This window comes from Novosphingobium clariflavum, assembly GCF_026420865.1.
In the GTDB taxonomy this organism is placed as follows: Bacteria; Pseudomonadota; Alphaproteobacteria; order Sphingomonadales; family Sphingomonadaceae; genus Novosphingobium; species Novosphingobium clariflavum.
The window spans coordinates 99,653-123,304 of sequence record NZ_JAPCWC010000005.1 but is presented as its reverse complement, the minus strand read 5'-3'; the positions used below and the strand labels follow the sequence as shown (position 1 = coordinate 123,304).

Below are 23,652 nucleotides of genomic sequence, written 5' to 3'. Positions count from 1 at the left end.
CAGGAGTATGTCGATACTTCCAGCCGAGCCGACGCAGAAGGGGCGGCTTTTGCCTCCAGCCCCGGAGGGGTTGCCCTGCAAGCGGCGCCAGCAAGGCGCGAAGCCGCAGGAAGAGCGGGCTTCTTTCAAGGCGGAGCAACGCTGCTGGCGCCGCTTGCAGGGCAACCGTGGCGATGCGGAATTTGTCCACGCCGCCTAGGCGTTCGCACCGCCTTCGATCAGGGCGCGCAGCACGGCGACGGTTGCCTCGTCCGGCTTGAGATGATCCTCGACGATGGCCAGCGCCTGCCGCGCGAACTCGGCAACGCCGCCGCGATCCGGCCCGCTTTCCGCATTCGCCGCATTCACCAGCGCCAGCGCCGCGTGGTAGAAGACAAATGGCGCCTCGCTGGAAAAGCGGTCCAGCAGCCAGGGCAGGTCGGCCATTTCCGGCTCCATCTGCATCATCGCCACCGCCGCCAGCCGGCTGCCCGCCGAGCCCGATCGCTTGAGCGCGTCGATCCGGCCCGAGGTGGAGGGCCCCAGCGCGCGCAGCTTGACGAGGATCCGGTTCATTTCCTGGGTGCGCAGCGCGCCGGCGGGCATCGTGCGCAGGATCGTGTCGTACTGCAGGCACAGCTTGTCGAGTTCGGCCTGCATCTCGCTGCTGCCGCTTTCCCGCGCCTGTATCGACAGCTACGCCGCGGCGCGCGCCTGGTCCGCGGTGACTCCGCCCCGGTCCGGCGCCATTGCCGCCAGCGCGTCGAGTTCCGCCTCGACGCCCGCCACCTTCATCTTGCGCAGCCGGTCGAACAGGCCGGGCAGGCGCTCGATGGCCGCGGCCAGTTGCTTGCGGTACAGCACCACCAGCGTCAGGAAGACGAGCGGCCAGGCGATCGCGCCCAGCAGTGCGGCAATGGCGGTGATCAGTTTGGCAAGCGCTTCCATATCCACCCTTCCCGGCGCTGATCCCGCCGTGGCCGTTGCCGCGATCGCGGCGCTGCTCAGCCGACCAGCAAGGCCCATTCCGTCAGCGCCACCAGCAACCAGTTGAAGCCCAGCGCCGCGACGGTGAAGACCTTCCACCCCGTCGATGCCCCCGACATGCCGCGCCCGAAGGTCCAGTGGCCGATCCCGTAACTGACCAGCGCGGTCGTCAGCAGCGGATAAAGGATCGGCTTGCCCAGCAGCAGGAAGAACAGGACCAGCAAGGCGCCGACCTGCACGAACCAGCCGCCCGCGAACCAGACGATGGGAATGGGCCGGTAATAGCCCACCGGCATGAAACTGCCGATGTCCGAATGCTCCACCACCTGCTCGGCCGGGCCGAAATACGCATTGCTCTCGCTGGGCTGCTTCATGTGTCCCCCGATTTGCCTGGAAGCGGCATAGCAAACCCTTGCCGTACAGGAACCTAAATCCGGATGCGAACCTTTGCCCGCCCCATCATGACACTATCCAAGTCATGACGCTCTCCAAGTCATGACACTCGCCAAACCGGCCCGGTCCTGCCATGGGCCTTGCCAACAGGAGAATACGACATGTCGGCTGACGACGAAGACTACATCTACGACGAAGAAAGCGGCGAATGGCTGCCCGCCTCGGAACTCGCGGCCAAGCGCGCGGCGGCGGACACCGTCGAAGTGCGCGACGCGGTGGGCAACCTGCTGGCGGACGGCGACGCGGTGACGCTGATCAAGGATCTCGACGTCAAGGGCGCGGGCCAGACGCTCAAGCGCGGCACCCTGATCCCCTCGATCCGCCTGACCGGCGACGCCCAGGAGATCGACTGCAAGTATCCCGGCATCAAGGGCCTGGTGCTGCGCGCCGAATTCGTGCGCAAGCGCTGAGAAGCTGCCTGAAAAATGCCCGAAACGGCATTTTTGAGGGCGGCGCGGACAGATTTCGCGCCGCCTAGGCGGCGTGGACACATTCCGCAACGCCACGGTTGCCCTGCAAGCGGCGCCAGCAAGGCGCGAAGCCGCAGGAAGAGTGGGCTTCTTTCAAGGCGGAGCAACGCTGCTGGCGCCGCTTGCAGGGCAACCCCTCCGGGGCTGGAGGCCAAAGCCGTCCCTTCGGCGTCGGCTCGGCTGGAAGTATCGACATACTCCTGCGCCTCGCCTTCTGGAATTGACGGCTTTTGCCTCCAGCCGTGGCGATGTGGAATATGTCCACGCCGCCTAGCCCTTGGACAGCCGCCGACGATTGGCCCTGACGCGCTTGCGATAGTGGCCCACGGCCTTGCGAGCGGCCTTTTCCGGCGTGGTCGGGCCGCCCCAGAACAGCTTGGCGGCCAGTTCGGCATTGGCCTCGACTTTCTCGGTCACCATGCGCAGGTTCTCGCGGCTGCTGCCGCGGCCGGTCATCATGTCGGCAGTGCGCATGCCGATCACCATCATCGAGTCGGCCCAGAGATTGTAGCTCTCGCTTGCCAGTTTCAGCCATTCGGCTGCGGGATCACGCATGGAATCGGGGCTCCGTTGGGGGGCCCTTCCATTTAGCACCGCATTTCGCACTCGCGAAGACGGACGACCCCGTATTTGTTGCATTGCAGCGTAAAAATACGGGGCCGGGATCGTCACGGCGCCGTCAGTCGTGCTCGCGCCCGCCTGCGCCCATGTAGAGTTCGCTGCCGGTCTCGCGGAACACCTTGCTCATGGCCGCCATGCCCGCCTCGGCCTCCTCGGCGGCGACAAAGGCCTGCACCGGCTGGTTCTGCTTCGCCGCGAAGTCCCGTACTTCCTGGCTGATCTTCATCGAACAGAACTTCGGCCCGCACATCGAGCAGAAATGCGCGGACTTGGCGCCTTCGGCCGGAAGCGTCTGGTCGTGGTACTGCTCCGCCGTGTCGGGATCGAGGCTGAGGTTGAACTGGTCGCGCCAGCGGAACTCGAAACGGGCGCGGGACAGCGCATCATCGCGGACCTTGGCGGCCGGGTGCCCCTTGGCCAGATCGGCGGCATGGGCGGCCAGCTTGTAGGTGACGACGCCGAGTTTCACGTCATCGCGGTCCGGCAGGCCGAGGTGTTCCTTGGGCGTGACATAGCAGAGCATCGCCGTGCCGTACCAGCCGATCATGGCCGCGCCGATGCCGCTGGTGATGTGGTCGTAGCCCGGCGCAATGTCGGTGACGAGCGGCCCGAGCGTGTAGAACGGCGCCTCGCCGCAAGCCTCGAGCTGCTTGTCCATGTTCTCCTTGACCTTGTGCATCGGCACATGGCCCGGCCCCTCGATCATCACCTGCACGTCCTCAGCCCAGGCGCGCCTGGTCAGTTCGCCAAGGGTGTAGAGTTCGGCGAACTGCGCCTCGTCATTGGCATCCGCGATCGAACCGGGGCGCAACCCGTCGCCCAGCGAATAGGCGACGTCATAGGCCTTCATGATCTCGGTGATCTCGTCGAAGCGTTCGTAGAGGAACGATTCCCTGTGGTGGGCAAGGCACCACTTGGCCATGATCGAGCCGCCGCGGCTGACGATGCCGGTCACGCGCTTCGCCGCAAGCGGCACGAACGGCAGGCGCACGCCGGCGTGGATCGTGAAGTAGTCCACGCCCTGCTCGGCCTGTTCGATCAGGGTGTCGCGGAACACCTCCCAGGTCAGGTCCTCGGCAATGCCGCCGACCTTTTCCAGCGCCTGATAGATCGGCACGGTGCCGATCGGCACCGGGGAGTTGCGGATGATCCATTCGCGGGTGTCGTGGATGTTGCGCCCGGTCGAGAGGTCCATCACCGTGTCCGCGCCCCAGCGGATCGACCAGACCATCTTGTCCACCTCGCTCGCGACATCCGAGGCGACGGCGGAGTTGCCGATATTGGCGTTGATCTTGACCAGAAAATTGCGGCCGATCGCCATCGGCTCGCTTTCGGGATGGTTGATGTTGGAGGGGATGATCGCCCGCCCGCGCGCCACTTCCTCGCGCACGAATTCGGGTGTCACGTAGTCGGGGATGGCGGCGCCCCAGTCTTGCCCGTCCCGCGCATATTCCTTCAGCATCGCGCGGCCGAGGTTCTCGCGCTCGGCGACGTATTCCATCTCCGGCGTGATGATGCCCCGGCGGGCATAGTGCATCTGGCTGACGTTCATGCCCGCCTTCGCGCGCAGCGGGCGCTTCACCACGTTGGGGAAGGCCGGGACGCCGCCCGAACGGTCCGGCCCGAGCTGGCCGTTGTCCTCCGGCTTCACCGCGCGGGCCTCGTAGTCCTCGACATCGCCGCGTGCGAGAATCCAGTCGCGGCGCTTGGCGGCAAGACCGGCGGCGATGTCGATGGTGACATTCGGATCGGTGTAGGGCCCGGAGGTGTCGTAGACGCGCACCGGCGCCTCGCCGGAACCCGGCTCCAGGTGAATTTCCCGCATGGCGACGCCAAGCGGCCCGACATGGATCTTCTTCGACCCGCGAATGGGTCCGGTGGTAACGCCGATTTCCAGTTTGGAATTGATGTCGGCCATAAGCGCTTTTCCTTCGACTTATGGACGAAAGAAAGGTCGCGACAGAATGGTCCTGTGGCCCGCCCTTCCCTCCGCCCGTATTAACGGGTTCAGGTTCAACGGGTCGGGCAGCGTGACCTGCCCCTCTCAGCCATTTGTTTCCTTCAGGCTCTCGCGAAAGCGAAAACCCTGGGCACAGGCTCCCCGGGGATGGCACCGACGATAGACGCGGCATTTGCCTCCGTCTAGGGCCGATGCGGACATGCCGATGATCTATCGCCTCGACGCCCCTGCCCGCGAAGTGGCTCGCACCTTCGGCCTCGACGCCGGCAACGACCCCTGGCCCGGCGGCACGGTTTCGGCGGGCGGCTTTGCGCCGGTCATCACCATGGGCCGCGAGTTCGTGGCGGGACCGCGCCCGGAACAGCGCCTGCCGCGCCGGATGATCCCGCGCCTCTGGGGCGTCCCCCCGCCGCCGCAGGGCTGGGGCCAAGGCGGAGACTCGCGGCGCCACGGCATCCTCACCGTGCGCAATCTCGACAGCCCGTTCTGGATCGGCAACTTGCGCAACAGCGAGTTCCGCTGCCTGGTCCCCGCCAGTGCCTTCATGGAATGGGGCAAGGCGGACCCGCGTGACGGCAAGCGCCGCCAGTGCTGGTTCGGCGCCGCCGACCAGCCGGTCTTCGCCATGGCCGGGGTCTGGAAGGACAGCGAAGTGCCCAGCTTCGCGCTGCTCACCGCCCCCGCCAATGCCGCGCTGCGCAGCGCGGGGCGCGAGACGATGCCGGTGATCCTGCCCGCCGACCCTGCCGCGCACGACCTCTGGCTGCGCGGCGACTGGAAACGCGCAGCGCAGCTGCTCGCGCCCTATTCCTCCTCGCTGATGTCGCTGCACGTGGCGGGATAGATAGAGACCCGAGGAGGCGCGGACGGATCGGGCCAGAGCGGCTTCGGTTCGAGATGGAAGCCATCTGGGCGCCGCGATGGTGCCGTTTATGCGTTCACGACCTAGGGTGTTTTCCGAGTCACTGCGTGTTCCACTCCGTCCGAAAAACGCCCTAAAGCACCTCCAATTGCCGCAGCAGGGCCCGCAGGCGCGCCGGTTTCACCGGCTTGGTGAACAAGGGGAGGCCAAGCGCGGCGGCCCGGGCCTTGAGCGGCTCGCCGCGATCGGCGGTGACGAGGCAGGCGGGCAGGTCCTGCCCCAGCCGGGCGCGCAGGGCCAGGACCGCATCGTCGCCGGTCAGCCCGTTGTCGAGATGATAGTCGGCGATCAGCATCGCCGGGCCGCGCGCCAGCGCGGCGGCGACTTGCGGATCGTCCGGGTCGCCGGCGGTGACGACCTCCAGCCCCCAGCTCCCCAGCAAGGCCGCCATGCCCGCCAGGATCGCCGGTTCGTTGTCGATCACCAGCACCAGGGCGCCGCCGCCCCTCCGGGTCCCGGGGCCGGCCGGATCGCCCAGCTCTTCGGGCGCCGTAGAGGCCGGCCGGGGCTCGGCGCGCGGCAGCCGGATCGAGAAGGCCGAGCCCTTCCCCGGCGTGCTCTCCAGCTCCAGTTCGTGGCCGAGCATCGTTGTCACCCGCCGCACGATGGCAAGGCCCAGCCCCTTGCCGGGGATCTTGCGGGTGGCATCGAGGCGGCGGAATTCCTCGTAGATCGCGGCGCGCTCGGCCTCGGCGATGCCGGGGCCGGTGTCGCGCACGGTGATGACAAGGTCGTCCCCCGCCCCGGCCAGTTCCACCTGCACTTCCCCCTGCGCGGTGTAGCGGATCGCGTTGGAGACGAAGTTCTGCAGCACCCGCCGCAGGAGCCGGGCATCGGATCGCACCCAGTCCGCGCTGTCCGGCACCACCAGGGCGAGCCCCGCCGTTTCCGCCAGCGGCGCGAACTCGCGGCGCAGCGCGGCCAGCAGCGGCGCCAGCGGCAGGTCGCCGAGTTCGGGCAGGATCGCGCCGGCATCGAGGCGCGAGATCTCGAACAGGGCTTCGAGCAGGTCCTCCACCGAATCGAGCGCGGAGGCGGCCTGTCGCACCAGCACCTGCGGCTTGTCCGGCAAGGCCTCGCTTCCCAGCGCCGAGACGAACAGCCGCGCGGCGTTGAGCGGCTGCAGCAGGTCATGGCTGGCCGCGGCGAGGAAGCTGGTCTTGGAGCGATTGGCCTCCAGCGCCGCCTCGGTGGCGGCGACCAGCCGCAGGTTCACTTCCACCAGTTCGGCGGTACGCTCGGCCACCCGGCGCTCCAGCGTCTCGGCGGTCTCGGTCAGCGAGCGGCGGAAGCGGACCTGGTCGGTCACGTCGTCGAAGGTGAAGACCATGCCGCCGCTGGTCAGCGGCACCGAACGGATCGTGAAATGACGCGCGCCCTCGCCATCGGCGAACATGCGGCAGTCGCTCACCACCCGGGCGCCGCCGCCGTCGCGCCATTCCAGCGCCTCGGCGCGCTCCAGCCCGCCCTGCTCGGCGCACCAGCGCACGAGTGCCTCGTGGCTTGCCAGCGGTGCCCCCTCGCTGTCGGCATCGAGGCCCAGCAGCGCCGCCACGCCTTCGTTCCACGCCTGCAGGCGGCGCTGGACGTCGAACAGGCAGACCCCTTCGGACAGCGTGTCGAGCGTGGTCTGCAGCGCGAGGTTGCGCTCGCCCAGTTCGCGGGCGCGCTGGCGGGCATCCTCGGCCTTGACCATGGTGACGTCGGTATAGATGCCGACGATGCCGCCGCCGCTGGTGCGCAGTTCGTTGATCTGGATCCACCGCCCGTCGGCCAGCGCCTGGACATGGGCGCCGCGCGCCTCGCGGTGCTGGGCCATGCGATCGCGCAGCCAGCGGTCGGGGGCGATGCGCGACCCGATGGTGGCCCCGGCCTCGGCCATCCGGCGGGCCATTTCGGCAAAGGCCGGCGCCGAATCGCGCATCGGCTCGAACCACGGGAACATCTTCAGGAACGCCCGGTTGCAGAGCACCATGCGGTCCTCGGCATCGAACAGGGCAAAACCGTCCGCCAGCGAATCGATGGCATCGCGCAGTAGGGCGCGCGCGGCATCGACGGTGGCATGGGCATCGGCGAGCGCGCGGTGGGCATCGGCGAGCCGGTCCAGCGCCTGGGCAAGCGCATCGGCGCGGGACCTTGCCCCGCCCTTTAAGCCACCGGAATCGGGCGACAAACCATTCACCGGGCGATCATACCCCGGCCCGCAGGCGGCGCGCCATTCGGGCGGCTACCTATGGAAAACGCGCCTTGCCCCCTTGCGCGGCGACGCCCGCCTTTGCCAATAGGCGCCTCGTGAGCGCCAACATCGTGATCGGCCAGACCCCGCAGGGCGAGGCGATCGAAATCGACATCAAGGAACTTCTCGCGACCCGCCTGCTGGTGCAGGGCAATTCCGGGTCCGGCAAGTCGCACCTGCTGCGCCGCCTGCTTGAAGAGAGCGCGCCGATCGTCCAGCAGGTGGTGATCGATCCCGAGGGCGACTTCGTCAGCCTCGCCGAAGAATTCGGCCACGTCGTGATCGACGGCGCCGCTTATGCCGAGGCCGAGATCGTCCGCCTCGGCGCGCGCATCCGCGAACACCGCGCCTCGGTGGTCCTCGCGCTCGACGAGCTGGAAATCGACCAGCAGATGAAGTGCGCCGCGCAGTTCCTCAACGCCATGTTCGATGCCCCGCGCGAGCAGTGGTATCCGGTGCTCGTCGTCGTCGACGAGGCGCAGATGTTCGCCCCTGCCGCGGCCGGCGAAGTGACCGAAGAGGCCCGCCGCGTCAGCCTGGCGGCGATGACCAACCTCATGTGCCGCGGCCGCAAGCGCGGCCTTGCCGGGGTCATCGCCACCCAGCGCCTCGCCAAGCTCGCCAAGAACGTGGCGGCGGAAGCCAGCAACTTCCTGATGGGCCGCACCTTCCTCGACATCGACATGATCCGCGCGGCGGACCTGCTGGGCATGGAGCGGCGGCAGGCCGAATCGATCCGCGACCTTGCGCGCGGCCAGTTCCTCGGCCTCGGCCCCGCGATCAGCCGCCGCCCGGTGGCGGTCAACATCGGCACCGTGCGCACCGGCGCCAAGTCGATCACCCCCGGCCTGATGCCGCTGCCCACCGCCTCCACCGACGAGCTGCGCGAGCTGCTGCACGACAACCTCCACGTCGAGCCCGAGCGGCAGGAATTCCACCGCCCGCCGCCGCGCCCGGCGATCGACGTCGACGACCTCTCCGCCTCGATCGCGCAGTCGCCCACCCTCGCCGCCGCCCCGCCGCCGCGCCCCGAGCGCCCGGAACCGGAGCCGGAGGAAAACCGCGCGGCGATGATCGAGATCCTCAACGCCATGGCCAAGGACGAGGACTGCTCGTTCCAGCCCTCGACCACGCTGTTCCAGGATTTCACGATCCGCTGCCGGATGAAGGGCATTTCCGTGCGCGGGCTCGATGCCACGACCTTCCGCCGCGGCTTTGCCGCCGCGCTCGCCGGGATCGAGGATCCCGACGACGAGAAGTGGTTCGACCTCTTCAACCTTGCCAAGCACGTGCCCGACGATGCGCTGGCGCCGTTCTACCTGATCGCGCTGGCGGCAATGAACGACCAGCCCTGCCCCGATGACATGGTGCTGGCCAGGACATATGGCACCAGCAGCCCGCGCCGCGTGCAGCGCCTGCTGGACTTCCTGGAGAAGGACGGCCTCATCGTCGTGCGCACCGACTTTTCGGGCAAGCGTTCGGTCGGCCTGCCCGATCTGGGGGTTACCACCGCGCCCGTCGAGGCGTAGAAGGGCCTCATGGCCGAGATCATCAACCTGCGCATGGCCCGCAAGGCCAGGGCGCGTTCCGACAATCAGGCACAGGCGCAGGCCAGCCGCGCCCGGCATGGCCGCAGCAAGCACGAGCGCCAGGCCGCCGAGGCCGAGATCGCCCGGATCGCGCGCACCGTCGAGGGCGCCAGGCGCGAGCCTGAGTGTGAGCGGGAAGAGGACGAAGGCTGATGCGCACGACCTACAGCGACGCCAATGTGCGGCTCTACCACCTCGACGGCGGCCCCGAGGGCGGCGGCGTCACCACCCTGTTCTACGGCCCGCTGGCCGAAGCCATGGAAATCGCCTCCCAGCAGATCGAGGACGTGCAGGACGGCCTGTTCATCGCCACCGACAACGACGTCGTGGCCTATCTGGACCTGCTGGAGGGCTGAGAGACCGTTTGAAAATGCCCGGAAGGGCATTCTCAAACAGCCCCCGATGGACGTCCTCCCCGGCGACGGGAAGGACCGGCTATCGGATCAGAAGCGCGCCTGGAGACCCGCCGCGACGTAATGGTCGCCAAGGTTGCCCTTGACGTCGATGCGCGGCAGCAGCGGCATCGACACGGTGCCATAAGGCCGCACGTTGTCGCCGATCAGGCGCGCGCCGACACCCACCGCCAGCGCCATCGGCAGGCGGTAGGTCGCCTCGACCTTGGCGAAGAGCTTGGTGCCCGAATCGTCGCACTTGCCGCCCGAGACCTCGTTGCCGCTCGACCTGGCGAAGCACGAGCCGTCGTCATGGTAGTAGGCGGGGTGATCGCGATCATGGAAGAACAGGCCGACCGCCGGCGTGATCGAGAAGCCGCCGTCCTGCACCACCGGCACGCCGACCGCGAGTTCCCCGCCCCAGTCGCCTTCGGCGCGGGCGATATTGGCCTCGGCGGTCACGGTATTGGCCATCGCCGGCGCGGCGGCAGCCAGCGTGGCGGCAAGAGCCGCGAGGGCGGTGAGCGTCAATTTCATGCTATGTCCTTGGTATAAACGAGATGACCCGGACGCCGAGGGTTAGGATTTGCGCGCCCCTCAAGGCAAGGCGGGGGGATTCGATCCACCCCGGCCAAGGCTCGCCCCACCCCGAAGCGTTCGGCACGCTCAGACGCTCAGGCCTGGAACACCACCGTGATCCCGGGCGAGACCATCTGCGCCAGCCGTGCCGCATCCCAGTTGGTCAGGCGCACGCAGCCGTGGCTTTCGGTCTTGCCGATGTTCTGCGGCTCGGGCGTGCCGTGGATACCGTAGTGCTCCTTGGACAAGTCCAGCCAGACCACCCCGACCGGCCCGTTCGGCCCCGGCGGCAGCAGCTTGTCCTTGGCATTCTTCTTGGCATCCCAGAACAGGTCGGGATTGAAGTGATAGTCGGGATTGCGCGCCGCGCCGACAATCTTCCAGGTCCCCAGCGGCAAGGGATCGTGGCCACTGCCGGTCGTCACCGGGAACTGCGCGATCAGACGGTCCTGCTTGTCGTAGGCCCGCAGGGCGCCGTCGGACTTGTCGACCACGAGATGATCGGCGCGCGGCTGGTTGGCGGCGACGCCCAAGCGCACCAGCGTGTCGGACCAGCCGGTCGTGTCGCCATCCTCGGGCTTCGGAGCCGCATCGGCGATGTCGGGCACCCGCACCACCCGCCCCGCGCCCAGCACCGTGCCCGGTCCGTTGAGCGCCAGCAGGGTTTCGGGTGTCGTGTGGAAACGTTCCGCCAGAGCCTCGCTCATGCTGCGGTAGCCGAGCCGGTCAAACCTCGCTTGCCCTGCCATGTCGCGGGGAAGATCGGGATGAAACGGCCCGCGCGCAAATGCCAGCGGGATCGTCACGCGGCGGGTGCCATCGCCGCGCACGCCCGCCAGCAACGCCTGCTGGGTCGGCGTATCGAGCCTGCCGCTCGCGGCGAGCCCATGCGCCTGCTGGAACCCGCGCAGCGCCAGCCCATAAGCGGCACTGTCCTTGCCGTCGATCACGCCCGGCGAAAAGCCCTGGCGGTCCAGCGCGACTTGCGCGCGCAGCAGGGGATTGCCCGGTGCCGGCGATGCCGGTCCCTGGGCAGCGGCGGCGGGGGCGGGCGCAAAGGCCAGCGGATCGGCCGACGGCCTGGCCGCGACCTCCGCCTTGGGGGCATCAACCTCGGAATGGCAGGCGGAGAGCGGGATCACGGCCAGCGGACCAAACGCCATGCCGATCAGCGCAGCGGGCGCCAGCGATACGGAGTGCAAGAACTTCAAAGGACACCGTGAGCAATTGGAACAGGTGTCTCTACAACGCCCCGCACCGGCAGAGGCTGCACGCCCCGCCGCAAATCCGCTCCGGGAGGGTTCGGCGCAACCGGTGAAACGGAGAGAAAGCGCCCGGCGAAGCCTCTCGGGGGGATGGGAGAGAGGACAAGGCCTCGCCAGGCGCGAAAGCTTTCCGCGGCGGAGGGAGGGGGGGTGCCGTTACCGGAAAGCTACGCCTGTCAGAATAAGCCGCAGCGCCGCCCTCGCCAAGACCTCCGCCCAAGTATTACTACCTAGCTGTCTCGGCAGTGATACATTTTAAAAACAATTTGAAGTATTGCGCGCAACAGTACTGTTGAAATTCACCCACCCATCCCGACGCGCTCCATCCGCCGGTAGAATGTCGCCCGGCCGATTCCCAGCAGGCGCGCCGCGGCCGACACGTTTCCCCCCGCCCGGGCGAGCGCCTGGCGCAGCACCGCGCGGTCGCCATCCTCGAACCCCTGGACTTGCGGTTCCCCCAGCAGGTCGCCGATCGGCCGCGGTGGCAGCGGCGTGCCCGCCTCGAACCCCAGTTGCCGGCGCGCCGCGCGGGTTGCGCCGATCACCAGGTCATCGCGGTCGACCGCCAGCAAGGCCGGGCCGCCGCCCTGCCGCTCCGCCGGTGCGAGCATGATCCGCGCCGCGCCGAAGCGCTCGCAGAACATGTCACGCTCGATAGCGCGGGCCGCGTCCTGCACCAGCGCGGCCACCAGCAGCGCGGTATCGCCCAGGTCGGCGCGGGCGCTGGAGACGTTGAGCGCGGCGATCACATGGCCGTCGGGATCGAAGATCGGCGACGCCATGCACGAGACCCCGGTGTTGCGGCAGGCAAAGTGCTCGTCGCGCAGGATCGTCACCGCCCGCTGCTCGATCAGGCTGGTACCGATGCCATTGGTGCCCTCGCGCATTTCCGACCAGTTCGCCCCCGGCGCCAGCCCGTGCCCGGCAAACGTCTCGCGTTCGGCCTCGGTGGTCCGCATGTCGAGCACGATACCATCGCCATTGGCGAGCAGCAGGCAGGCACCGCTGCGCCCGACACTGGCGAACAGGGCATCGAGCGTCGCCTGCGCGAGGTCCGGCAGGCCGCCCGCCGCCTCGCGCACCGCGCGCAAGGCGCTCTCGTCCAACCGTTCCACGAACGGCCGGTCATCGGGCCGCAGGCCATAACGCAGCGCCGAGCGGCACCACGAAGCCGCGACCGGCGACTGCACGGCCGCAGCGCCGGATTCCACGGTCCGCAGGACAAGTCCGCAATGACGGGAATGCTCTTCCGCCATCGAATCCCCTCATGGTTTTACAGTAATTTACCTTGATTCCCGCGCGAGGTCGACCGTTCTGTCCGGCGCGGTCCCGCCGCCGGCCCCGCCCCCAGTCCCGCCACCAGTCACGCCAGCGCGATGACGCCCCGGCGATCCGCCGCAAACCGCCGCGATTGGCCGCAAGCGCGGCCCGGGTGGCGCGTAACGGCCGCAAACAGCCGCAAACAGCCATTGTCTCGGCGTGCCGCATGCCATACCGGCGAGCGCGATGAAGAGGCTCGATTCCTTCCTCGAGGCCGCGCTGGCGCGGATCGACAGTGCCGGACAGCGCCGCAGCCTGCGCCCCGCCGCCCTGCTCCCCGCCGGGCGCATCCGGCGCGAGGGGCGCGACCTCGTCGATTTTTCCAGCAACGACTATCTCGGCCTTGCCCGCCACCCGCTGCTCGCCGAGCGCGCCGCCGCCTGGACGCACGCGCATGGCACCGGCTCGGGCGCGTCGCGGCTGGTGACCGGCACCAGCGCGGCGCACCTCGCGCTCGAGGCCCGGATCGCCCAATTCAAGCATGCCGAAGCAGCGCTGGTCTTTGCCAGCGGCTGGCAGGCCAATGCCGCGGTGATCCCGGCGCTGATCGCGGCGATGCCCGGCGTCGCCGTCTTTGCCGACCGGTTGATCCATGCCTCGATGCATGCCGGGATCGCGGTGTCCGGCGCGCGCCAGCACCGGTTTCGCCACAATGACCTGGACCATCTCGAACAGCTTCTCGCGAGCAAGGGCGCCGAGGCCCCCGCGCGGCTGATCCTCACCGAAAGCGTGTTCTCGATGGACGGCAACCGCGCCGACGTGCTGCGCCTGGCCGAGATCGCCGAGCGCCACGACGCCGTGCTCTACATCGACGAGGCCCATGCCACCGGCGTGCTCGGCCCCGGCGGCGCCGGGCTTTCGGCGCTCGCTCCGGGGCGGGTGGACGTGATCATGGGCACCTTCAGCAAGGCACTGGGCGGGTTCGGCGCCTATATCGCCGGCTCGCAAGTGCTGGTGGATTACCTCCTCAACGCGGCGAGCGGGATGATCTTCACCACCGCGCCGCCGCCCGCCGTGCTCGGCGCGGTCGATGCCGCGCTGGACCTGGTGCCGACGATGGCGGCCGAGCGCGCGCACCTTGCGGCGCTGGGCGAGCAGCTGCGCGCGGGACTGGCGCGGCTGGGACTGGACTACGCCCAGTCCTCCACCCAGATCGTGCCCGCGGTGATCGGCGCCGAGGCCGATGCCATGGCGCTTTCGCGCAAGCTGGAGGAGGCGGGCTTCCTCGCCGCCGCGATCCGACCGCCGACCGTGCCGCCCGGCACCAGCCGCCTGCGCCTGGCCCTGCGCGCGACCCATGCGCCGGACGACATCGCCGCCCTGCTCGCCGCCATCGAGGCCCTGCGGTGAAACTGCTGTTTGCCCATGGCTGGGGTTTCGACCGGCATTTCTGGACACCGCTCGCCGCGCGGCTTGCCGATTTTGACCATGCGATCGATGACGCCGGCTACTTCGGCGCGCCCCATGCGCCCTCGCTGGACGGCCCCTGCATCGCGGTGACGCACAGCTTCGGCACCGTCCGCGTGCTGGCCGATCCGCCGCCGGGGCTGCTCGGCGTGGTCGCCATCAACGGCTTTGCCCGCTTCACCGCGCCGCTTGGCCAGCCGGGCGTGCCGGTGCGGGTGGTCGAGCACATGATCCGCCGCTTCGGGCAGAGCCCGGCGGGCGTGCTGGCCAGTTTCCACCAGCAGATCGGAGGCACCGTGCCCGCAGGCAAGCCCGACGCCGACCTGCTGCGCCGCGACCTGCTGCGCCTGCGCGATGCCCGGGCGCCGCTACCCGGGGTCCCGGTGATCTCGCTGCAGGGCGGGCAGGATCCGCTGATGCCAGGCGCCATGCGCGCAGGCACTTTCGAGGGCGGCGACGTGCGCCGGATCGAGAGCGAGGCGGGCGGCCACCTGCTCCCGCTCGAGGACCCCGAACTCTGCGCCGAAGCCGTGCGCGGGCTGGCAGCGATGCTGGCACCGGCAGCGGCAGCGGCAGCGGCAGCGGCGCCGGCATCGGGCACGACGCCGCCGGCATGAACGTCCCGCGCGAGACCGTGCGCCGCGCCTTCGCGGCCGCCCCCGACTATGACGGCCATGCCCGCGTCCAGCGCGAGGTGGCCGCGGCGCTGGCGGCGCGGATTGCCGCGCTCGACCTGCCCGGCGCGCCCCATGCAGGCCCACGCGTGCTGGAGATCGGCTGCGGCACCGGGTTCCTGACCGAGGCACTCGGCAGCACCGGCATCGGCGGCGACTGGCTGATCACCGATCTCGCGACCGAAATGCTGGAGCGCTGCCGCACCCGTCTTGGCGCGCGCGCGCATCATCGCTTCGCCTTGCTCGACGGCGAATATGGCGTCCCCGAAGGCGGCCCGTTCGACCTCATCTGCTCCAGCCTGGCGGTGCAGTGGTTCGACGATGCCCCCGCAGCGCTCGCCCGCATGGCAGGCTGGCTGGCGCCGGGGGGCCACCTGATGGTCACCACGCTGGGGCCCGGCAGCTTCGCCGAATGGCGCGCCGCCCATGCCGCCGAGGGCCTCCGCGCCGGAACCCCCGCTTTCGCGCCGGTCGAGGCCTTCCGGGATTGCACCGTCACGGTCCGCAACCACGTGGAACGCCACGAGCACCCGCTGGCCTTCCTGCGCGGCCTGAAAGCCATCGGCGCGCAGGCGGCTCAGGCCGGACACCGCCCGCTCACCCCGCCGCAGTTGCGCCGCACGCTGGGCCGATTTGCCCAAAGCGGATGCGAAGTGACTTACGAAGTCGTGACCTGTCACCTACACCGCGCTAGGTGAGCCGCCCATGAGCACATTCATCGCAAAGCCCCTGATCGTCACCGGCACCGATACCGAAATCGGCAAGACCGTGCTCGCCGCGGCCCTCGCGGGCGCGCTTGGCGCGCATTACTGGAAGCCGGTGCAGGCCGGGCTGGAAGCGGACGGCGGCGATGCCGACCGTGTCGCCCGCCTCTCGGGCCTGCCGCGCGACAAGGTGCTGGCCGAAGCCTACCGGCTCACCACCCCCTGCTCCCCCCACCGCGCCGCCGAGATCGACGGGGTCGAGATCGATCCCGCCCGGCTCGCCCTGCCCCGCATCGATGGCCCGCTGGTGGTCGAAGGCGCAGGCGGTGCGCTGGTGCCGCTCTCGCGCAGCATGACTTATGCCGACCAGTTCGCGCGCTGGCAGGCGCCGGTGATCGTCGTCGCCCGCACCGTGCTGGGCACGATCAACCACACGCTGCTGACCATCGAGGCGCTGCGCGCGCGCGGCGTCGAAGTGCTGGGCGTTGCCTTTGTCGGCGAAGCGCAGGACGACAGCGAGGCAACGATCTGCGCAATGGGCAAGGTCCGCCGCCTCGGCCGCCTGCCGCATCTCTCGCCGCTGACGCCCGAAGCGCTGCGCGAGGCCTTTGCCGCACAGTTCAACCTTGCCGATTTCACGGCAGAGACGGGGGCAGCATGACCTCTTCGATCTGGCATCCCTTCACCCAGCACGGCCTGCAGGAGCCGGTGCCGCTGGTGACGCGCGCCGAAGGGGCAAGGCTGCACACGGCGGACGGCCGCGCGGTGATCGACGCGATCTCGTCCTGGTGGGTGACAACGCACGGCCACTGCCACCCGCGCATCATGGCCGCCATCGCCGAGCAGGCGGGCAAGCTCGACCAGTTGATCTTCGCCGGCTGGACGCACGAACCGGCCGAGCAGGTCGCCGAAGCCTTGCGCGCGCTGATGCCGCCAAGCCTGACGCGGGTGTTCTTCTCGGATTCGGGCTCCACCAGCGTCGAAGTGGCGCTCAAGATGGCGCTCGGCTACTGGCACTGGCGCGCCGAGGACGGCAAGGGCGCAAGGCGCCACCGCATCGTGGTGATGGACCATTCCTACCACGGCGACACCATTGGCGCGATGTCGGTGGGCGCGCGCGGGGTGTTCAACCGGCCCTACGACCCGCTGCTGTTCGACGTGGGCCGGATTCCCTTCCCCGCCGCCGGGGCCGAGCAGGCAACCCTCGATGCCCTCGAGGCGCTCTGCCGCCTGCCGGATACCGCCGCGCTGATCGTCGAGCCGCTGGTGCTCGGTTCGGGCGGCATGCTGTTCTACGGGGCAGGCACGCTGAAGGCGATGTACGAGATCTGCGCCCGGCACGGCGTCCTGTTCATCGCCGACGAAGTGATGACCGCATGGGGGCGCACCGGCACGCTGACCGCCTGCGAGCAGGCCGGGGTGGTGCCCGACATCCTCTGCCTGTCGAAGGGGCTCACCGGCGGCGCCGTGCCGCTTGCCGTGACCATGGCCAGCGAGGCGATCTTCGAGGCCCATTACGCGGCCGACCGGGCGCGGATGTTCTTCCACTCGTCCAGCTACACCGCCAACCCGATCGCCTGCGCGGCGGCGGCGGCCAACCTCGCCATCTGGCGCGAGGAACCGGTGCTGGAACGGGTCAGCGCGCTGGCTCAAAAGCAGGCGGCCTGGCTCGATAAACTCGGACGGTTCTGCCACTTCGACAATCCGCGCAGCTTGGGCACGATCGCCGCGCTGGACTTCAAGACCAGCGGCGAGACCGGCTACATGAGCGATCTCGCCCCCCGCCTGATGGCGTTCTTCCGCGAACGCGACGTGCTGCTGCGTCCGCTCGGCAACACCGTCTACGTCATGCCGCCCTACTGCATCGGCGACGACGAACTGGCGCAAGTCTGGGATGCCATCGGCGAGGCGGTGATCTCGTTCTGAGAGCCCCGCCGCGAAATTCGCGAAACGCGCATTTCGCGGCGCTGGCCCGCTCGTCGCCGCTCGCGTTTCAGACCGCCTCGATCAGCACCGTATCGATGGTGAACGAGCCGTCCGCCTCGATCCCGAACCACGCCGCCACTTCCGCCGGGGCCACGGCCTGAAGCGCGCGGATCGCCGCCACCCGTTCGGGCGGCGTGCGCATCCGCGCCGTCCAGGTGGCAAAGTCCATGCGCAGCCGCGCGGTGCGGACCTCCCGCGCGGTGAACCCGGCACGGCCGAGCATCGCGGTCCACTGCGCCGCCGTGTAATCGCGCACATGGCTGACATCGCGCAGCAGTTCCACGGCCTGCAGATGGGTGTCCGCCGCCGCATCGGCCGGGGCCACCACGTCGACGAAGATCGCCGGCGAGCCCGCCTTGAGCACCCGCCGCGCCTCGCGCAGACCGGCCTCGGCATCACGCCAGTGGTGGGGGGAAAAACGGCAGGCGAGGAAATCGAACGTGCCCTCTGCAAACGGCAGCGCTTCGGCAGGGGCGGCCTGCACGGCGATATTGGCAAGACCCCGCCGCGCCGCCTCGCTTGCCACCGCCTCCAGCATCTCGGGCGACAGGTCGCAGGCGATGACCTGCGCGGCATGGGGCGCCATCGCATAGGCGACATGCCCGCCGCCGGCGCCGAGATCGAGCGCATGGCGCGGCGCCGCGACAAGCGCGCGGGCGGCAATGGTCTGAAGGTCGGCGCCCGCGGCGTGGACGGCGCTTTCCACGTAAGCGGCGGACATTTCGCCGAACTGGCTTTGCGCCAATGCATGTTGGTTGTGATCGGTCATGGTCGATCTCCTTTCGGCGTCCCTCATGAACCCGATTTAGCCTGTTACAATGGATATAATTATCCTGTTATAAGTGCTGCCATGTCCACCGAAGCACAACGCCGCCTGCTGGGCGCCTTTGTCCGCGCCCGCCGCGAAGGCCTGGCTCCCGAAGGCCATGCCCGACGCCGCCGCACCCCGGGTCTCCGGCGCGAGGAACTGGCCGCACGCGCCGCCATCGGCACCACCTGGGTCGCGTGGATCGAACAGGGGCGCGACGTGCGCCCTTCGGCGGAAACGCTGGCACGGCTGGCCGGGGCGCTGGCGCTCTCACCCGCCGAGCGCGACTACCTGTTTTCTCTCGCCGCGCGCCGCGATCCCGCCGACCCCTTTGCCGGATCGCCCGAGGCGGCACCGCCCGCGATCACCGCGGCGGTGGCCGCCCTGCCCTTCCCGGCCTATGCGCTCGATCCCGCGTGGTCGGTCTGCGCCGCCAACGCCGCCGCGCGCCGCCTGTTTGCCGGGCTGTTCGATGCCGAGCGCGCGCCGAACCTGCTACGATACGTGTTCACCCACCCCGCCGCGCGCACGCTGCTGCCCGACTGGCACAGCCGCGCCATGCGCCTGCTCGCCGAGTTCCGCCGCGACTATGGCCGCGTGATGAACGACCCGCGCGTTGCCGCCGTGGTGGAGTGGCTGCAGAACCACAGCCCGGAGTTCCGCGCAGGATGGGACAGCCAGTCGGTACTCGCCCGCGAAGGCGGGGCGCGGGACTTCCTGCACCCGCAGGACGGACTGCTGCGCTTCACCCAACACACGCTGGCGGATGTGGAACGGGAGGATTTTCGCCTGGTGTTTCTGGAAGAGGAAAAAACGAAAAAGCAGGGGGTCAACACCCCCTGCACCCCCATGACCGTCTAGGTCACGTGGGCCAACTGCGCCGCGCGCCCATGGCGGCGTCCGGAGACCGATTGGCTGCGCCGCAAGGAGCGCGGGACTGCTTCCCTAACGCGCCATCACACTGGGCTTGCTCGACCGCTCGATCATGCCGGTCGTCCGCTCGCCATCCCAGGTGTAGAAGGCATGGCTCTGCTGCACGAGCGGGAAGTCCTTCGGCCAGTCCGGGGGCAGCACATGGCCGCCGCGAGAGCGGGTGTTTGTAAAGGTCTCACCCGCGATCTCCACGCGGCGGCCGTCGATCGTTTCCAGCACGAAGGACACGTCCTCGCCCCCGGTCAGGAAACGCCGCAGCCAAGGCACCCGTACCGGACGCGCCGGGGTGCGGGTGCCATCCGCATCGATGATCCAGCCTTCGGCATAATTGAGGCCGCCGTCGTCGCGCGGGGGGTAGATATTGAACCCGAAGGCACGGCCGCTGGGGAAGACCGCGCTCTGCCAGCAATGCCCCCAGAACCCGGCGAAGGCGCGGAAACCGGTGCGGCGGATGCGCAGGCCATTGGCCTTGAACGGGCGGCTCTGGCCATTGACGGTGAGCATGCCGGTGCAACGGAAAAGCTGTTCGTAGCGCGGGCTCATGAAGCTGCCCTGTTCGCCGCCCAGCGCCTCGGCGGCTTCGGGGAGAAGCGAGCCCGGCACCCACGGCGGCGCGGCCATGTCCATGTCGACGGCGATTTCGAGATCGGCCCATACCGCCTCCTCGAAGGCGGGATTGTCGATGATCGCTTGCGCCGTGGTTTCGGCGACCTCGCCCTTGTACGCCGCGTTCCAGCGCCGGAACGGTTCCACGCATTCGAAGCGGACCGGGCCGGTGCCGCGCACGGTGGGGCGGCCATCGGCACCGAAGGGTGCGTGCGCCTCCCCATCACCGCGCCTGGAAAGCAGGCGGCCATCGGCGAAGGCGACGTCGAGCCAGAACTCGTGGCGATCCCAGTGCGCGCCCACCGCCTCCACTCCGATGCGCATGGCGAAGAGGCCGTTTTCCTCCTCGATCCACACGTTCACGGCATCGCGCAACCCGTCCTCGGGTCGTGTCGCCACGACAAATTCACGGTCTTCGGGAACCCCGCCGGTCAGGTCCGTCGCGGTGGTGGCCATGGCTTTCTCTTCCCTCTTGTCCGGGCGGAAGGCTGTCATGGCCGAGGCGTGCGGTCACGCCCCGGCCCGTGCGCCGGGGCGATATCGCGCCTCAGGCAATCAGGCGTAAGGCGGCTTGTGCAGACCCTTGGGGCTGGTCGTGAAGATCTCGCAGCCGGTCTCGGTGATGCCGATCGAATGTTCGAACTGCGCCGAGAGCGACTTGTCGCGCGTCACCGCCGTCCAGCCGTCCGACAGCAGCTTCACCGGCGGCTTGCCGAGATTGATCATCGGCTCGATGGTCATGAACATGCCGGGCTTGAGCACCGGACCGGTGCCGGGGCGACCGGCATGAACCACTTCGGGCGCATCGTGGAACAGGCGGCCGAGGCCGTGGCCGCAGAATTCGCGCACGACGCCGTAGCGGAACGATTCGGCATAGGCCTGGATGGCCGCGCCGATGTCGCCCACGCGGTTGCCGGGCTTGGCCTGCTCGATGCCGATCATCAGGCATTCGTAGGTCACGTCGACCAGGCGGCGGGCCTTCAGCGAAACGTCGCCGGCCAGGTACATGCGGCTGGTATCGCCGTGCCAGCCGTCCAGCAGCGGGGTCACGTCGATATTGACGATATCGCCGTCCTTGATCGTCTTTTCCGACGGGATGCCGTGGCAGACCACGTGGTTGATCGAGATGCAGCACGAATGCGCATAACCGCGATAGCCAAGCGTGGCGGGCACCGCGCCGCCGTCCAGCGTCAGTTCGCGGACCTTGTCGTCGATGGCGGCAGTGGTGACGCCGGGCTGCACCATCGGCGCGATCTCGTCGAGAATCATGGCGGCAAGGCGGCCGGCCTTGCGCATGCCCTCGAACCCTTCGGGTCCGTGCAACTTGATGGTGCCGTCGCGCAGGACGGTTTCGCTTCCGGGCTCTACGATCTGGTATTCGGTCATGCCCGCCAAGATAGCGGGCATGAACCGAAATTGCGAATCAGGACTGTGCAGTCCCGGTTGCGTTTGGGGGAGAGTTCACTTTCCGAGCGAGAAACTGGCCCGGTACTGCGGTTTCAGCGCCGCCATCACCGCGCCCGTCACCGGCAGGGTGATCTCGTAGTTGCCCTCGGCATAAGGCCCCGCGTTGTACGGCGGCACCAGCACGCCGATGCGATCGAAAGTCTGCCCGTTGGTGGAGCCCAAGATCACCACCTGGTCGAGCGGATCGATGCAGTCGCTGAACATCTCGTCCTCGCCGCGCACCACCGGCGCGCCGCGGCGCTTGCCGCGCTCCTTGTCGAGCGCATCGCAGAACGGCCCCTGCAGCGCCTTGGTCAACGCCGCATTGCTGGTGAAAAGATCGACGGGCGCACGCACCGTCTCCGCATGGCGATCCCACAGCAGCGTATCGGAACCGCTCATCCCGTGCGCACCACCGGAGAAGGTATAGAACTCGGAGGAGATCGACAGCCAGCCGGGCAGGCTGGCCACGACCTTCCAGTCCTCGCCGAAGCTGTGCGCGTGATAGGGGAACCCGTCCTTCTTCGCCTCGGCGCGGTCCTCCCTGGCGGAGCCGATCAGTTCGGCGCGCTGCTCCTCGAGCTGCTTGTCGAGCGCAGCCTTGAGGCCGGGGATCGCGCCTGCCGCGTCGGGATAGGCGTAGGTGAATTCGTAAAGATCGTTCTCGTCCTTTTCCGAGCGGCCGCCGCCGACGGGTACGGCGCTGGCATCATCGCTGGGCGTACCGGCATCCTCGCTGGCCGCCGCGACCGGCGCCTCGGACGCCGTAGCGGTGGTGGCCGGCGCCGGATCGCCCTTGCAACCCGCCAGCAAAATCAGGCCCATTGCAGCAGACGCCGCCAACCAACTACGAATTCGCATCATTTTCCTCTCGGCTACCGCCCCCGGGAAGGCTAGAGAATCTCGCCATGAGCGACAAGAACGCATTGATTCAGCCCGATCGCGGCCAGAAGGCCGTGACCATCCACCTTCTGAACAAGGATGGCCTGGAGCCGTTCCTCAAGGGCCTCTCGGTGCCCCAGCGCGCCGCGCTCGACGCGCAGAAATTCACCGGCGAGGCCGGCAGCCACGCGATCTTCGCGGACGGCGACAGCTGGGCGGTCGCCGCCGGTGTCGCCGCCCCCGCCGCGCTCACTTCGTGGTGCCTTGGCAAGCTTGCCGAGGTGCTGCCCGAAGGCACCTATCGCTGCTCGGGGGGTGAGGCTGGCAAGGCGCTGCTCGGCTGGATCACCGGGCAGTACCGGTTCGACCGCTACCGCTCCGACGCCTCGGATGAAGGCCCGCGCATTCTCCTCACCACCGAGGTCAGGGCGATCGACGCGGTGACTGCCGCAGCCGAAGCGACCGAACTGGTCCGCGATCTCGTCAATACCCCCGCAGAGGACATGGGGCCCGGCCAGCTCGAAGCCGAAGCCGAAGGGCTGGCCAAGGCGTTCCGCGCGGAAATTCACGTGACACGCGGCGAAATGCTCGAACGCGAATATCCGATGGTCCATGCCGTCGGCCGCGCGGCGGGCCGCTCCCACGCGCCGCGCCTGATCGAACTGGAATGGGGCGATCCCAGCCATCCGAAGATCGCCGTCGTCGGCAAGGGTGTCTGCTTCGATTCGGGCGGGCTCGACATCAAGCCGGGCGCAGGCATGCTGCTGATGAAGAAGGACATGGGCGGCGCCGCCCACGCCCTCGCCCTCGCCCGCCTGATCATGGGCGCCAAGCTGCCGGTGCGCCTGCACCTGCTGATCCCGGCGGTGGAGAACGCCATCGCCGGCAATGCTTTCCGCCCCGGCGACGTGCTGAAAAGCCGCGCCGGGATCTCGGTCGAGATCGGCAACACCGATGCCGAAGGCCGCCTGATCCTGGGCGATGCGCTGGCCCGCGCGGGCGAGAAGGAGCCCGAACTGGTGATCGACTTCGCCACCCTGACCGGCGCCGCCCGCGTGGCCGTGGGGCCCGACCTTCCCGCGCTGTTCACCCGCGAGGACCGCACCGCACAGGAGGTCCTCGACGCCGGACTTGCCGTCGACGATCCCTGCTGGCGCCTGCCGCTCTACGAGGGTTACCGCGAATACCTGAAGTCCGACATCGCCGATATCAACAATGCCGGGTCGAGCGGATTTGCCGGTTCCAGCACCGCGGCGCTGTTCCTCGACCGTTTCGTGCCCGCCGGAACCGACTGGATTCACTTCGATACCTTCGCGTGGCGCCCCGCCGCCAAGCCGGGCCGTCCCAAGGGCGGCGAGGCGCTGGGCCTGCGCGCGGCATGGCACCTGTTGCAGCAGCGCTACACCCCGGCTGGCCGCTGATGTTGCGAAATC

Annotated in this window: 25 protein-coding genes and 1 riboswitch; of the genes, 12 read left to right on the top strand and 13 right to left on the bottom strand. The window is 68.9% G+C overall.

Annotated elements, in window-relative coordinates; genetic code table 11:
• Nucleotides 1-195: 195 nt before the first annotated feature.
• The 3 genes from OKA11_RS08725 to OKA11_RS08715 are packed head-to-tail and all read right to left on the bottom strand — an operon-like array spanning nucleotide 196 to nucleotide 1,340.
• Nucleotides 196-639 carry a hypothetical protein gene (locus OKA11_RS08725; RefSeq protein WP_267219831.1) on the bottom strand — a complete coding sequence of 148 codons (444 nt, stop codon included), beginning with the start codon at nucleotides 637-639 and terminating at the stop codon, nucleotides 196-198.
• Between the two features lie 36 nt (nucleotides 640-675).
• The gene (locus OKA11_RS08720) at nucleotides 676-927 is read right to left on the bottom strand and encodes a hypothetical protein (protein ID WP_267219830.1); all 252 of its coding nucleotides are present in this window, start codon (nucleotides 925-927) and stop codon (nucleotides 676-678) included.
• 56 nt (nucleotides 928-983) lie between these two features.
• On the bottom strand, nucleotides 984-1,340 hold the full coding sequence (locus OKA11_RS08715) for a hypothetical protein (RefSeq protein WP_267219829.1): 357 nt from the start codon (nucleotides 1,338-1,340) through the stop codon (nucleotides 984-986).
• A gap of 180 nt (nucleotides 1,341-1,520) precedes the next feature.
• Here OKA11_RS08715 and OKA11_RS08710 point away from each other — a divergent pair, with 180 nt between their 5' ends.
• Nucleotides 1,521-1,829, top strand: coding sequence for an alkylphosphonate utilization protein (locus OKA11_RS08710; protein ID WP_142635403.1), 309 nt, complete (start codon nucleotides 1,521-1,523; stop codon nucleotides 1,827-1,829).
• A 330-nt stretch (nucleotides 1,830-2,159) separates the two neighbouring features.
• Here the strand turns inward: OKA11_RS08710 and OKA11_RS08705 are convergent, their stop codons facing one another.
• Together OKA11_RS08705 and thiC are read right to left on the bottom strand one after the other, a co-directional pair.
• The gene (locus OKA11_RS08705; RefSeq protein ID WP_267219828.1) at nucleotides 2,160-2,444 is read right to left on the bottom strand and encodes a hypothetical protein; all 285 of its coding nucleotides are present in this window, start codon (nucleotides 2,442-2,444) and stop codon (nucleotides 2,160-2,162) included.
• 124 nt (nucleotides 2,445-2,568) lie between these two features.
• Entirely contained in the window at nucleotides 2,569-4,428 is a 1,860-nt protein-coding gene (gene thiC / locus OKA11_RS08700; protein ID WP_267219827.1) for a phosphomethylpyrimidine synthase ThiC, read from the bottom strand.
• A 49-nt stretch (nucleotides 4,429-4,477) separates the two neighbouring features.
• Nucleotides 4,478-4,624, bottom strand: a riboswitch (TPP riboswitch).
• Nucleotides 4,625-4,669: 45 nt separating this feature from the next.
• Between thiC and OKA11_RS08695 the strand changes: the two genes are divergently transcribed.
• A complete protein-coding gene (locus OKA11_RS08695) occupies nucleotides 4,670-5,314 on the top strand; it encodes an SOS response-associated peptidase family protein (RefSeq protein WP_267219826.1) in 645 nt (214 codons plus the stop codon).
• A gap of 151 nt (nucleotides 5,315-5,465) precedes the next feature.
• On the opposite strand, the gene OKA11_RS08690 is transcribed toward OKA11_RS08695, so the two are convergent.
• Nucleotides 5,466-7,574, bottom strand: a complete 2,109-nt coding sequence (locus tag OKA11_RS08690) for a PAS-domain containing protein (protein WP_267219825.1) — start codon at nucleotides 7,572-7,574, stop codon at nucleotides 5,466-5,468.
• Nucleotides 7,575-7,684: 110 nt separating this feature from the next.
• Between OKA11_RS08690 and OKA11_RS08685 the strand changes: the two genes are divergently transcribed.
• Genes OKA11_RS08685 through OKA11_RS08675 form a run of 3 tightly spaced genes read left to right on the top strand, consistent with a single transcriptional unit; the run spans nucleotide 7,685 to nucleotide 9,573 of the window.
• Nucleotides 7,685-9,157, top strand: a complete 1,473-nt coding sequence (locus OKA11_RS08685) for an ATP-binding protein (protein ID WP_267219824.1) — start codon at nucleotides 7,685-7,687, stop codon at nucleotides 9,155-9,157.
• Between the two features lie 9 nt (nucleotides 9,158-9,166).
• Entirely contained in the window at nucleotides 9,167-9,370 is a 204-nt protein-coding gene (locus tag OKA11_RS08680) for a DUF4169 family protein (protein WP_267219823.1), read from the top strand.
• A complete protein-coding gene (locus OKA11_RS08675; RefSeq protein WP_142635417.1) occupies nucleotides 9,370-9,573 on the top strand; it encodes a hypothetical protein in 204 nt (67 codons plus the stop codon). The genes OKA11_RS08680 and OKA11_RS08675 overlap by 1 nt, the downstream gene beginning before the upstream one ends.
• An 87-nt stretch (nucleotides 9,574-9,660) precedes the next feature.
• Here OKA11_RS08675 and OKA11_RS08670 read toward each other — a convergent pair whose 3' ends face one another.
• The 3 genes from OKA11_RS08670 to OKA11_RS08660 all read right to left on the bottom strand — a co-directional run bounded on the left by OKA11_RS08670 (nucleotide 9,661) and on the right by OKA11_RS08660 (nucleotide 12,709).
• A complete protein-coding gene (locus tag OKA11_RS08670) occupies nucleotides 9,661-10,146 on the bottom strand; it encodes a hypothetical protein (RefSeq protein WP_267219822.1) in 486 nt (161 codons plus the stop codon).
• Between the two features lie 137 nt (nucleotides 10,147-10,283).
• Nucleotides 10,284-11,351, bottom strand: a complete 1,068-nt coding sequence (locus tag OKA11_RS08665) for a L,D-transpeptidase family protein (RefSeq protein ID WP_267219994.1) — start codon at nucleotides 11,349-11,351, stop codon at nucleotides 10,284-10,286.
• A gap of 401 nt (nucleotides 11,352-11,752) precedes the next feature.
• Complete coding sequence (locus OKA11_RS08660; RefSeq protein WP_267219821.1) at nucleotides 11,753-12,709, bottom strand: helix-turn-helix domain-containing protein; 957 nt, start codon at nucleotides 12,707-12,709, stop codon at nucleotides 11,753-11,755.
• 250 nt (nucleotides 12,710-12,959) lie between these two features.
• On the opposite strand from OKA11_RS08660, the gene OKA11_RS08655 reads away from it, so the two are divergent.
• Genes OKA11_RS08655 through OKA11_RS08635 form a run of 5 tightly spaced genes read left to right on the top strand, consistent with a single transcriptional unit; the run spans nucleotide 12,960 to nucleotide 17,484 of the window.
• Nucleotides 12,960-14,123 carry an aminotransferase class I/II-fold pyridoxal phosphate-dependent enzyme gene (locus tag OKA11_RS08655; protein ID WP_267219820.1) on the top strand — a complete coding sequence of 388 codons (1,164 nt, stop codon included), beginning with the start codon at nucleotides 12,960-12,962 and terminating at the stop codon, nucleotides 14,121-14,123.
• On the top strand, nucleotides 14,120-14,797 hold the full coding sequence (locus OKA11_RS08650) for an alpha/beta fold hydrolase (RefSeq protein WP_267219819.1): 678 nt from the start codon (nucleotides 14,120-14,122) through the stop codon (nucleotides 14,795-14,797). The genes OKA11_RS08655 and OKA11_RS08650 overlap by 4 nt, the downstream gene beginning before the upstream one ends.
• A complete protein-coding gene (locus tag OKA11_RS08645; RefSeq protein WP_267219818.1) occupies nucleotides 14,794-15,552 on the top strand; it encodes a methyltransferase domain-containing protein in 759 nt (252 codons plus the stop codon). Before OKA11_RS08650 ends, OKA11_RS08645 begins: the two co-directional genes overlap by 4 nt.
• 7 nt (nucleotides 15,553-15,559) lie before the next feature.
• Nucleotides 15,560-16,219, top strand: coding sequence for a dethiobiotin synthase (gene bioD / locus OKA11_RS08640; RefSeq protein ID WP_267219817.1), 660 nt, complete (start codon nucleotides 15,560-15,562; stop codon nucleotides 16,217-16,219).
• A complete protein-coding gene (locus tag OKA11_RS08635; RefSeq protein ID WP_267219816.1) occupies nucleotides 16,216-17,484 on the top strand; it encodes an adenosylmethionine--8-amino-7-oxononanoate transaminase in 1,269 nt (422 codons plus the stop codon). The genes bioD and OKA11_RS08635 overlap by 4 nt, the downstream gene beginning before the upstream one ends.
• A gap of 67 nt (nucleotides 17,485-17,551) precedes the next feature.
• Here the strand turns inward: OKA11_RS08635 and OKA11_RS08630 are convergent, their stop codons facing one another.
• Complete coding sequence (locus OKA11_RS08630; RefSeq protein ID WP_267219815.1) at nucleotides 17,552-18,313, bottom strand: class I SAM-dependent methyltransferase; 762 nt, start codon at nucleotides 18,311-18,313, stop codon at nucleotides 17,552-17,554.
• Between the two features lie 81 nt (nucleotides 18,314-18,394).
• On the opposite strand from OKA11_RS08630, the gene OKA11_RS08625 reads away from it, so the two are divergent.
• Nucleotides 18,395-19,213: an MmyB family transcriptional regulator gene (locus tag OKA11_RS08625; RefSeq protein WP_267219814.1), complete on the top strand. Its 819-nt coding sequence runs from the start codon at nucleotides 18,395-18,397 to the stop codon at nucleotides 19,211-19,213.
• An 84-nt stretch (nucleotides 19,214-19,297) separates the two neighbouring features.
• Here OKA11_RS08625 and OKA11_RS08620 read toward each other — a convergent pair whose 3' ends face one another.
• The 3 genes from OKA11_RS08620 to OKA11_RS08610 form a co-directional block, all read right to left on the bottom strand.
• Complete coding sequence (locus OKA11_RS08620) at nucleotides 19,298-20,347, bottom strand: hypothetical protein (RefSeq protein WP_267219813.1); 1,050 nt, start codon at nucleotides 20,345-20,347, stop codon at nucleotides 19,298-19,300.
• Between the two features lie 99 nt (nucleotides 20,348-20,446).
• Nucleotides 20,447-21,277 (bottom strand): type I methionyl aminopeptidase, encoded by an 831-nt coding sequence (gene map / locus OKA11_RS08615; protein ID WP_267219993.1) that lies wholly within the window; start codon nucleotides 21,275-21,277, stop codon nucleotides 20,447-20,449.
• A gap of 75 nt (nucleotides 21,278-21,352) precedes the next feature.
• Complete coding sequence (locus OKA11_RS08610; RefSeq protein WP_267219812.1) at nucleotides 21,353-22,162, bottom strand: DUF4163 domain-containing protein; 810 nt, start codon at nucleotides 22,160-22,162, stop codon at nucleotides 21,353-21,355.
• 83 nt (nucleotides 22,163-22,245) lie between these two features.
• Between OKA11_RS08610 and OKA11_RS08605 the strand changes: the two genes are divergently transcribed.
• Entirely contained in the window at nucleotides 22,246-23,640 is a 1,395-nt protein-coding gene (locus OKA11_RS08605) for a leucyl aminopeptidase family protein (protein WP_267219811.1), read from the top strand.
• Nucleotides 23,641-23,652: the final 12 nt, after the last annotated feature.